Genomic DNA, 9,919 nt, shown 5'->3' on the forward strand with positions numbered 1-9,919 from the left:
CAAATGACGCACCTGCGCGTTTTCGCAGGCGCCGAGCATGGCATGGATGCCCAGAAGCCCGAAGTTCTGGACGTGAAGTCCATGAACAAAAAGAACACGAGGACTGCATAATGGCCGATCAAGTAAACTCGCTCGAAGAGCTGGGCCAAGTCGCCGAAGGTGTCGAAGCACCGGCAGCCGTGGTCGAAACCGCAGTCATTCGCGAATCAGTGCGTGACACATTGGGCCGTTCCTACGCGACCGGCAAGCGCAAAGATGCGGTTGCCCGCGTCTGGATCAAGCCGGGTTCCGGCAAGGTCGTCGTGAACGGCAAGGCCATGGACACATATTTCGCCCGTCCGGTTCTGCAAATGATCCTGCGCCAGCCTTTTCAGGTGGCAGGTGTCGTTGACCAGTTCGACGTCATGGCAACTGTTGCCGGTGGTGGCCTTTCCGGTCAGGCCGGTGCGGTCAAACATGGTGTTTCCAAGGCGCTGCAACTCTATGATCCGACGCTGCGCGCTGCTTTGAAAGCTGCCGGCTTCCTGACACGCGACAGCCGTGTGGTCGAGCGTAAGAAGTACGGCAAGGCGAAAGCCCGTAAGAGCTTCCAGTTCTCCAAGCGTTAATCGCTGGTTTCAGAAATATGAAAGGGCGGTCCGGTTGGGCCGCCCTTTTGCTTTGGTGGGTGGATCGTTCACTCCAGCTGATACGACAGCCTGATCCCCAATGTCTCGATCCCCGGGTTCGTCTCGCTGGCATTTGCGTTCGAGCGGTGATCGAAGACAACAGACAGGCTACCGGTGTCGCCAAAGTTGATGCCCGCTCCCAGAGCGCCGCGGAATTGCACCGGAAAACCCAGATCGGGGCCATCACCGCTGAAATAGACACCGGGCATCAGCGACAGTTCAATAAAGATGGGGCTGTCACTGATCCTTTCTGTCGACCACTTGCCACCGGCACCGACCCAGACGTCATTGTCTGTTGTCAGGCTGGCACCAGCGGTTGGTTGAAAAGCCCCGTACCGCTTTGGCAGATCGTAGATGGCGTAAATCTCTTCGCCGATGTCATCTTCCTGAAAATAGGTGTCGCCGTACTGAATATGCACCCGCTCTGGCGCTTCGGTCTGGCGAAAGCAGTCTGTGGGACAATCGTTGAGGTAGGTGTCTGTGCTTCCGAGAATGAAGAAGAACACGGCAAATCTGCTATCCATATGTTATCTCTTAATTATCAGGCGCAATCAGGCCGAGCCCACGCAGATAAATGCCTATGCCTGATTCGAGCAAGTCTTCGGGCGGAAAGGGGCTTTGCGTGCCGGGATCGGCGCGGGCAAACAACTCGACAACACCGTGCGACAGCGCCCAGATATGTGCACTGAACATCTGCGGCGGTGGGCGTTTTTCCGCAGGAATGTGCTGCGACAACTGTTCGGCGGCTTTTTCAAGCACGCCCATCGCACGGGTCGCCACGGCGTTGAGTTCCGGCGTGCGATTGATGGAAATACCGGACTCGAACATCGCGATGTAGTACCCGGGGTACTTGCGCGCGAAGGCAAGATAGGCGCGGCCCGTTGCCTCGAACGCGGTGAGGGCAGAAGGCTGCCCGTCGCCGTAGGCGTGCTCCATCAAATCGCCAAAGAGCCCATAGCCCTCAAGTGCGGCAGCGGCGATCAGGTCTTCGCGGCCTTCGAAGTGGCGGTAGACGGCGGCGGGGGTGACACCTGCCTCGCGCGCGGCTTCCGACAGGGTAAATCCGGTCGGGCCACGCTTTTCGATCAACGTCAGACAGCCGCTGATCAGCGCCGCGCGCAGATTGCCGTGATGATAGCCGCGTTTAGCCATGCCAGAGGTCGGGACCTCCCAATACTTTGTCGTCGATGGGCGCGAGCGCCTTCGGGTCGTGATGGTCATAACCCAACTGATTCAGAACATGGCGGATCACCTGCACACGCGCGCGGCGCTTGTCGTCGGACCGCACAATTGTCCAAGGCGCATGGGCTGTGTGGGTGCGTTCGAGCGTTTCGCCGATGGCGTCCGTGTAGTCATCCCACCTGGCAAGGCCCGCAACGTCGATCCAGCTTAGCTTCCATTGCTTCAATGGGTCTTTCTCGCGATCCAGAAAGCGTTTGAGTTGCGTCGCGCGGCCTACGTTAAGCCAGATCTTGATCAGCTTGATCCCCTCGTGAACCAACATGTCTTCGAATTCAGGAACTTGCGCGAACCAGCGATCGCGTTGTTCCGGTGTGCAGAACCCGAACACGTGCTCGACAATCCCCCGATTATACCAACTGCGGTCAAAGAGGGTGATTTCACCTTTGGCGGGCAGGTGCGCAATGTAGCGTTGGAAATACCACTGCGCCGCTTCCACGTCAGTGGGCTTTGACAAGGCCACCAGCTTTGCACCGCGCGGATTAAGGTTTTCGCGCAAACGCTTGATCGTCCCGCCTTTTCCGGCTGCGTCACGGCCTTCAAAGACGATCGCGACCCGTTGTCCGGTGTGACGTGCCCAAGCCTGCATCCGCACCAGTTCGATCTGCAAGGCGGCAAGCGCATCTTCATAGTCGCGCCGCTTCCAGCGTTCATCATAGGGGTAGTCGGGATTGGTGATATCTTTCTTGCCGGCACTGGTGACAGCGGCACGTACATCATCAGGAGCATCATCCGCGAAATAGCGGCTTATCCCGCCATCAAATGGTAAATCCATGAAAACTCTCCCGAATGTCCTGCGTCATATATGGGTGTTTGTAGCGGCAAGCGCAATTCTGCTGTGCTGTACGCGCATGTGCCGTGTTCAATCGACGGGTTTCAGCCCGGCGCGCCGCGCTGCACGGTCGATGGCATCGATGACGATCTGCGGTTCTGCGTGATGGGGCATATGGCCCACGCCTGGCAATCGCACGGTGTTGACCTGCGGCACGATCTTGGCCACTTCCTCGGCGTGCACATGGATCGGGACGGTCCGGTCTTCTTCGCCATGCACGATCTCGATCGGAAGGCCGAGTTCGGGATACCGCTGTGACAGCGCCACGATCTGGGGCCGTGAGGTGTTCACCTGCCTGATATTGGCGCGCATGCTGCTGGGCCGCAATGTCAGCCCGGTGCCGATATAATCGCCATAGCCATCAGGTACGCTTTGCGGGGCGAAGGTTGCTGCGATGCTCTGGTGAACGACATGCGTCGGGACCAAGGCCGATATCGCAGGGATCGTCAGCACGCCACCAAATGCGCTGCCGTTCACACGGTAGTAGCGGTCAAGCGCACCTGGCCACGGCATTGTGACACCCGCCAAGGATACGACGGCACTTGCGTTTACGGGGCTGTCTTCGTCCAAGCCCGCCACGGCCCAAGCATAGGACACAATCCCGCCAAAGCTGTGACCGGCCACGACAGGATCGGTGATCCCCAGCTTTGCCGCCGCCTCGCGCAGCATTTTCGCCTGATCCTGCGGGCTGTCGCCGTCTGTTGCGGTCAGCCCGGTCGCGATGCCGGGTACACGATCTGTGTAGCCCATGCCGGGGCGGTCAAAAGCGGTGACTGTATAACGGTCGGTCAGCCGACCCATCAGGTCAAACGTGAATTCACGCAGGTTTCCACCGGCACCGTGCAGCAACACAAGATGCGGACCTGTTCCTTCCTGTACATAATGCACCTGCCCACCGGTCACCTGAACGAATGCACCCAAAGGCGGATAGGCATCCTCGGCCTTTGACGCACGATATTGCGCGGTCAGGCCGGTTGCGACCGCGCCAATACCGAAAAAAGCGGCCGCGAATGTCAGCATTCTAAGTACCAATTCTATCCAACTCAAAATGGGTGGTCTGGTAAATCTGGTTTATCCAGTTGCCATATAGAAGGTGGGCGTGACTTCTCCACCTGTTTTGGGGAATTTGTGAAGGATCGTCATTGGGATAGTAATTCATCGGCACGTTGATGGGCGTTCCGTTTTCTATATCGCGGTCGTATTCCTGCTTGAGCGTGCCGCTGTCGTATTCGAAGTGATTGAAGATGTAGAGCGCGCGATGCGCTGTATCCTCGACCAGCGCCGGACCCGCCTCGTCACTCGTGATCAGGGTTTTCAGCCCTGCGGCGTCGATCTCGTCCTGCCGCATTTCGGTCCAGCGGCTGACAGGGATCACGCAATCGTCCGAAAACCCGCGCAGGTAAGGCGACGCAGGAGAGGTGTTGCGATGCCGGAAGCAGCCGAAGGCCTTTTGTGCCAGCATGTGCTTTTTCACATCGTGGAAATAGTTGATCATCGCCATCCCGCCCCAACAGACGCCAAAGGTCGAATGGACATTAGTCTGTGTCCAGTCGAACACCTCGGTCAGTTCTTGCCAATATGTGACGTCTTCGAACGGCAGATGTTCGATCGGGGCACCGGTAATGATCAGCCCGTCGAATTTCTCGTACTTTACGTCTGAAAACGGGCGGTAGAACTCTTCCATATGCTCGGCGGCGGTATTTTTGGTCTGGTGTTCGGACATGCGCACCAGCGACAGTTCAATCTGCAGCGGTGTTGCCCCAATCAGACGGGCGAACTGGTTCTCGGTCTGGATCTTCTTGGGCATCAGGTTCAACAGCGCAATCCGCAACGGGCGGATGTCCTGACGTGATGCGGCATCTTCATCAAGCACCATGACGCCTTCGTTCGATAGAACGTGATAAGCGGGCAGGGCGATCGGCAGTTTAATGGGCATCGGTTTGGGTCCTGATCAGAAGGGCAGAAATAGGCGGACTAGCTGCGCACCTCAAGGGCGTCGGCGATCATGCCGACAAAGCCCTTTGTATCCTTGACCTGTTCCACGGCCTGTTGCGGCACCGTGATCCCCCATCTGTCCGCCATCGCCTTATAGCGCGGCTGACGATGGGCCAGCGCCTTGGCGAATGCCCAGCGGATGAAATCATCAGGGTTCACCTTGTCGGGCGGCACGTTGAATTCGGCCAGATAAGCGTTCCATGTCGCCAGCAGAAACGCCGGATCATAGGACATTGGCTTGGGTTCCTGATCGAAACGGCGGATCAACTCAGCGGTGTGGGCGTCGGTTCCCTCGATCCAGACCATCAGGGTCTTGGACGCCAACTCGGTCAGCACCGGGTCATCGGGATCATCCGCATCCACCCACTCGCAGATCGACCCACCGGTGTCGCAAACAAAATGCGGATATTGGTAAAGATCGACGGAACGGTCGATGAAGTGACCCGTGTCCATAAGCGCCGCAACCTCTGCCGCCTGAAACTCATCCTGACGCCGTGAGTATTCGTCCCATTCCAGCCCGCCCTTGGCCGGATCACCGGGCTTGCCCAGATAAGAAGACATCGGCTTAAGATCTTCGAATGAGATGTTCGAGCCTATATAGATCGAATTTGATCGTAAAAGATCACGCAGAAATGGAACCTTCATCGCCTCGCGCTTGGCGTTATCGGCAATCTTTTCGCCCATATAGCGTGTGCCAATCCGGTAATCGATCGAGTAGTGAAACCAGTCGCCGGTGCTGCGCAGCATCTTAGACAGATGGGTTTTGCCCAAGCCGGACATGGCAAAAAGCAGAACACGTTTCTGCGGGGCGTTGCGCCACTCTGATGCGGATGCGTAAATCATAGTGCCGTGGGTAACGCCTGACCGCAGGCTCTGCCAGCGTTTTTTGCTGCGGCGTCTATCCAGCCAGCACGCTTGGCCAGTTGGCATCGGCCGCCATGATATGGCCGAGGATATCACGCTCCCAACGGCGACGGACCCTGATCGAGAAATTCAGGTAAAGCTTGTCATCCACGATGGACCACGCCTCTGGCACCGTCGGAGCGGTATAGCCCTGACTGACCGCATAGGCGCAGTAACCGCCGTATTGCGGGGCATAGGCGGCAGGATCAGCGGCGAACAGATCACGATTGACCTCGGACGAGAAAAGCCATGTCGCGCCCAGATAGTCACGGGTGATGGCTTTGTTGCCCTGAACTGGAGAGCCGTGGGTGAAATAGGCGACGACATCCGCGCCATCCACAGCTATGCCGCCGTCGGCATAGACCTCGGGCGTCGCTGCCATGGCGCGCGGAGCGAGTGCGATAACTGCGGGGGTCGCAAGGGCAAGGCTGAAAAACTGGCGGCGTGTCAGTGTCATTGGCGGGGCTCCGGGATTGCAAGTTGTGGTATGCTGACCTCACTTGGCGCGATCCTGAGCACAAAAGCGAGAGGCCACACAGCGATGTGACCTTTCGTTGCAAAACTCGTCAGGCCCCGCGCCATATCCAGCCACCGCCCAGAACGCGTGTGCTGTCGGTGTCGTAAAAAACACATGCCTGTCCCGGCGACACGCCTTGCTCGGCCACCAGAAGCTCGACCTCGGCTTCCGACTCGGAGATCGGGCGCAGGACCGCATCCGTTGGAGGACGTGTCGAGCGCACCCTCACCGCTATCTGACGCTCGCCCATGTCCATCAGGTTACCTTCGCCGATCCAGTTGATCTCGCGAATCGGAACGCGGCGCGTCGCAAGCAGGTCTTTGGGGCCGACGACAACCTCTTTGCGGTCCACATCCAGTTTCACCACGTAAAGTGGATCGGCCAGACCGCCGATCCCGAGACCGCGACGTTGCCCGATCGTATAGTGGATCACCCCCTTGTGGGTGCCCAGCACGTTCCCTTCAGTATCCACGATATCACCGGGAGCGGCGGCGCCGGGGCGCAGCTTTTCGATGACGGCGGCATAGTCACCGTTGGGGACAAAGCAGATATCCTGACTGTCCGGTTTGTCCGCAACGCTCAGGCCGTATTTGCCGGCCAGCGCACGCGTTTCTTCCTTGGATGCGTGATGGCCCAATGGAAAGCGCAGATAGTCCAGCTGCTCTTGCGTCGTCGAGAAAAGAAAATAGCTCTGGTCCTTTGTCGAATCAGCCGCCGAATGAAGCTCGGCCCCTTCCGCACCCATCTTGCGCTGGATGTAATGACCCGTGGCCATGCAGTCGGCCTCGAGGTCCTTGGCAGTTTCCAGCAGGTCCTTGAACTTCACGCGTTCATTGCAGCGGATGCAGGGCACAGGGGTCGCGCCGCCCAGATAGCTGTCGGCGAATTCATCCATGACCGCTTCGCGAAAGGTGTTCTCATAATCCAGCACGTAATGGGGAAAGCCCATTTCTTCGGCCACGCGGCGGGCGTCGTGAATATCGCGACCGGCGCAGCATGCGCCTTTTTTGGCCAAGGCCGCCCCGTGGTCATAAAGCTGCAAGGTGACGCCGACAACGTCGTAGCCTTCCTCGGCCAGTTTTGCGGCGACAACAGAGCTGTCGACGCCGCCGGACATGGCGACGACAACGCGCGTTTGCGCAGGGGGCTTTGCAAAGCCGAGAGAGTTCAACGGCGAATCAAGTGGCATAGGAAGTTCCCGGAAACGAAGATTACACAATGAAATATAGGAAAATGCGATGCACTCTCAAGGGGCAGTTTCACCAGTCATTAAACCCTTCACCCGATATTTATCTGCGGAGTGAATGAAAGGGGATACGAACATGTACTTGCGAAAAGTGGAAGGACCAAGATCGGTGACCTTGGCGGATGGAACAGTCATGACCCGGGCGGACCTGCCCAGCGAAAATACCCGGCGATGGGTGGCGTCGCGCAAGGCTGCGGTCGTGCGTGCGGTTACGGCCGGGCTGATCACACGCAATGACGCTTTGGAGCGTTACACATTGTCCGACGAAGAATTCTCGGAATGGGAAACTGCGGTGAAGGAACACGGGGAAGCTGCGTTGAAAGCTACGACGCTACAACGCTATAGACAACCTTAGATTGTTTCGTGTTAGAGTGCGTTAGGGGTAACGGCTAATTAACCTTTCTTGGTTTAGGTTAACGTACCGAACTCAGAGCGGAGCACTGCAATGCGAGTCCTACTTGTAGAAGATGACCCAACGACATCCAGAAGCATCGAACTGATGCTGACCCATGCCAACCTCAATGTATATGCGACAGATATGGGGGAAGAAGGGATCGATCTTGCAAAGCTTTATGATTACGATCTCATTCTGCTGGACATCAACCTCCCTGACATGAACGGGCACGAGGTGCTGCGGCAGCTTCGGTTGAGCCGCATTGATACGCCTATATTGATCCTCTCAGGGGATGATGGGACAGAAAGCAAGCTAAAAGGCTTTGGTTTTGGCGCAGATGACTATCTGACAAAACCCTTCCACCGCGAAGAACTCGTGGCGCGTATCCATGCAATCATCCGCAGGTCCAAAGGCCATGCGCAGTCGATCATCAAGACAGGGCAGATTGCTGTCAATCTGGATGCTAAAACGGTCGAGGTTGATGGCAGCACCGTGCATCTGACCGGCAAGGAATACCAGATGCTCGAATTGCTGAGCCTGCGCAAGGGGACAACCCTGACCAAGGAAATGTTCCTGAACCATCTTTATGGCGGCATGGATGAACCGGAACTGAAAATCATCGACGTGTTCATCTGCAAGTTGCGCAAAAAGTTGACCGAAGCCACGCTGGGCGACAATTACATCGAGACTGTCTGGGGGCGCGGCTATGTGTTGCGCGACCCGGAGCCTGCTACCGCCCACGAGCCAATCGCGATAGGTGCCTGAACGGTTGCGTCTTCGCGCGCCGATGTTTTCCAACTCGATGCTGGACGCCATCAGGTTGCCCGCCTAATTATGACGTGAATTCCCCGCTTGGGGCGTCAGAATGCGGGGGCAGCGTGGTTCAAGATAGCGAAGTGAAACATCCGCAGACAGGTGATGTTTCGGTGGCAACACTTTCATCCGATCAGGCGAAAGCAGAACTGGCATGGCTCGCAGAACGGTTGGCGGCTGCCAATACCGCCTATCATCGTGACGACGCGCCGGAAATAACCGACGCAACCTATGATGCCCTCAAGCGCCGGAACAGTGCAATCGAGGCCCGGTTTCCGGAACTGAAACGGACTGACAGCCCCAGCGATGTGGTGGGCGGCGCGATTTCCGAAGGATTTGGAAAGGTCCGGCATGCGGTGCGGATGCTGTCGCTGGGAAATGCTTTCAACGATGAGGACGTGCATGAATTTGATCAGCGCATCCGCAAGTATCTTGGGCTGTCCGCAGGTGCGCCACTGACATATACGGCCGAGCCCAAGATTGACGGGCTGTCCCTGTCGCTTCGGTACGAGCACGGAAAACTAGTGCAGGCTGCGACGCGCGGCGACGGTGAAACCGGCGAGAATGTAACGGCAAACGCCCGGACGATCGCGGACATTCCCCATGATATCACCGGTGCGCCCGATCTGCTCGAGGTCAGGGGCGAGGTGTATATGAGCCATGATGACTTTGCCGCGCTGAATGTGCGGCAAGCGGAAAAAGGCGGAAAAACTTTCGCAAACCCGCGCAATGCGGCCGCTGGATCGCTGCGACAACTCGACGCCGCGATTACCAAGGCGCGCCCGCTTCGCTTTTTTGCATATGCATGGGGGGCACTGTCGACGCCTCTGGCTGGAACGCAATCCGGCGCGATCGAAAGATTGCATGCTCTGGGTTTTTCAATCAACCCCCTGACCAAGACATGCAATGGTCCCGAAGCCATGATAGCCCATTATAAAATGATCGAAGGACAGCGGGCGAAGCTGGGTTACGACATTGACGGTGTCGTCTACAAGGTTGACGATCTGGCGCTACAACAGCGGCTCGGGTTCCGGTCAACCACACCGCGTTGGGCGATCGCGCATAAATTTCCGGCCGAACTGGCCTGGACTGTATTAGAGGCGATCGACATTCAGGTCGGGCGCACAGGGGCCTTGTCGCCGGTGGCGCGTTTGCAGCCTGTGACCGTCGGGGGCGTCGTTGTGTCAAATGCAACGCTGCACAATGAAGATTACATCGCCGGGTGCGATAGCACCGGTGCCCCGATCCGCGATGGCCGCGATATACGTGTGGGAGACTGGGTGCAGGTCTATCGCGCGGGCGATGTGATCCC

At 57.7% G+C, this 9,919-nt stretch carries 12 protein-coding genes and 1 pseudogene; 5 read left to right on the forward strand and 8 right to left on the reverse strand.

The annotated features are described in order from the left end of the window. Positions 1–111: pseudogene (locus R6T97_RS03670) on the forward strand (50S ribosomal protein L13); the annotation flags it as partial. Then, positions 111–608 carry a 30S ribosomal protein S9 gene (gene rpsI, locus R6T97_RS03675; protein WP_410347948.1) on the forward strand — a complete coding sequence of 166 codons (498 nt, stop codon included), beginning with the start codon at positions 111–113 and terminating at the stop codon, positions 606–608. The pseudogene R6T97_RS03670 and the gene rpsI, both read left to right, overlap by 1 nt. Positions 609–676: 68 nt before the next feature. Here the strand turns inward: rpsI and R6T97_RS03680 are convergent, their stop codons facing one another. The 8 genes from R6T97_RS03680 to mnmA all read right to left on the reverse strand — a co-directional run bounded on the left by R6T97_RS03680 (position 677) and on the right by mnmA (position 7,343). Beyond that, positions 677–1,192 (reverse strand): acyloxyacyl hydrolase, encoded by a 516-nt coding sequence (locus R6T97_RS03680; protein WP_410347949.1) that lies wholly within the window; start codon positions 1,190–1,192, stop codon positions 677–679. Between the two features lie 10 nt (positions 1,193–1,202). Further along, positions 1,203–1,820 carry a TetR/AcrR family transcriptional regulator gene (locus R6T97_RS03685; RefSeq protein ID WP_410347950.1) on the reverse strand — a complete coding sequence of 206 codons (618 nt, stop codon included), beginning with the start codon at positions 1,818–1,820 and terminating at the stop codon, positions 1,203–1,205. Next, positions 1,813–2,682: a polyphosphate kinase 2 gene (ppk2, locus tag R6T97_RS03690; protein WP_410347951.1), complete on the reverse strand. Its 870-nt coding sequence runs from the start codon at positions 2,680–2,682 to the stop codon at positions 1,813–1,815. Before ppk2 ends, R6T97_RS03685 begins: the two co-directional genes overlap by 8 nt. A gap of 87 nt (positions 2,683–2,769) precedes the next feature. Continuing rightward, entirely contained in the window at positions 2,770–3,759 is a 990-nt protein-coding gene (locus R6T97_RS03695; protein ID WP_410347952.1) for an alpha/beta fold hydrolase, read from the reverse strand. A 1-nt stretch (position 3,760) separates the two neighbouring features. Further along, positions 3,761–4,675 (reverse strand): homoserine O-succinyltransferase, encoded by a 915-nt coding sequence (gene metA, locus R6T97_RS03700; protein WP_410347953.1) that lies wholly within the window; start codon positions 4,673–4,675, stop codon positions 3,761–3,763. Positions 4,676–4,713: 38 nt separating this feature from the next. Next, positions 4,714–5,577 carry an ATPase gene (locus tag R6T97_RS03705; RefSeq protein ID WP_410347954.1) on the reverse strand — a complete coding sequence of 288 codons (864 nt, stop codon included), beginning with the start codon at positions 5,575–5,577 and terminating at the stop codon, positions 4,714–4,716. A 55-nt stretch (positions 5,578–5,632) separates the two neighbouring features. Then, positions 5,633–6,094, reverse strand: a complete 462-nt coding sequence (locus tag R6T97_RS03710) for a YHS domain-containing (seleno)protein (protein ID WP_410347955.1) — start codon at positions 6,092–6,094, stop codon at positions 5,633–5,635. A 109-nt stretch (positions 6,095–6,203) separates the two neighbouring features. Beyond that, positions 6,204–7,343, reverse strand: a complete 1,140-nt coding sequence (mnmA, locus tag R6T97_RS03715) for a tRNA 2-thiouridine(34) synthase MnmA (RefSeq protein WP_410347956.1) — start codon at positions 7,341–7,343, stop codon at positions 6,204–6,206. A gap of 133 nt (positions 7,344–7,476) precedes the next feature. Between mnmA and R6T97_RS03720 the strand changes: the two genes are divergently transcribed. The 3 genes from R6T97_RS03720 to ligA form a co-directional block, all read left to right on the forward strand. Then, on the forward strand, positions 7,477–7,755 hold the full coding sequence (locus R6T97_RS03720; protein ID WP_410347957.1) for a DUF1153 domain-containing protein: 279 nt from the start codon (positions 7,477–7,479) through the stop codon (positions 7,753–7,755). A 90-nt stretch (positions 7,756–7,845) separates the two neighbouring features. Continuing rightward, positions 7,846–8,559 carry a response regulator transcription factor CtrA gene (gene ctrA, locus R6T97_RS03725; RefSeq protein ID WP_410347958.1) on the forward strand — a complete coding sequence of 238 codons (714 nt, stop codon included), beginning with the start codon at positions 7,846–7,848 and terminating at the stop codon, positions 8,557–8,559. Positions 8,560–8,690: 131 nt separating this feature from the next. Further along, the coding region (gene ligA, locus R6T97_RS03730; protein ID WP_410347959.1) for an NAD-dependent DNA ligase LigA at positions 8,691–9,919 on the forward strand (1,229 nt) is incomplete at its 3' end.

The sequence above is a fragment of the Yoonia sp. genome, assembly GCF_046498525.1.
In the GTDB taxonomy this organism is placed as follows: Bacteria; Pseudomonadota; Alphaproteobacteria; order Rhodobacterales; family Rhodobacteraceae; genus Yoonia.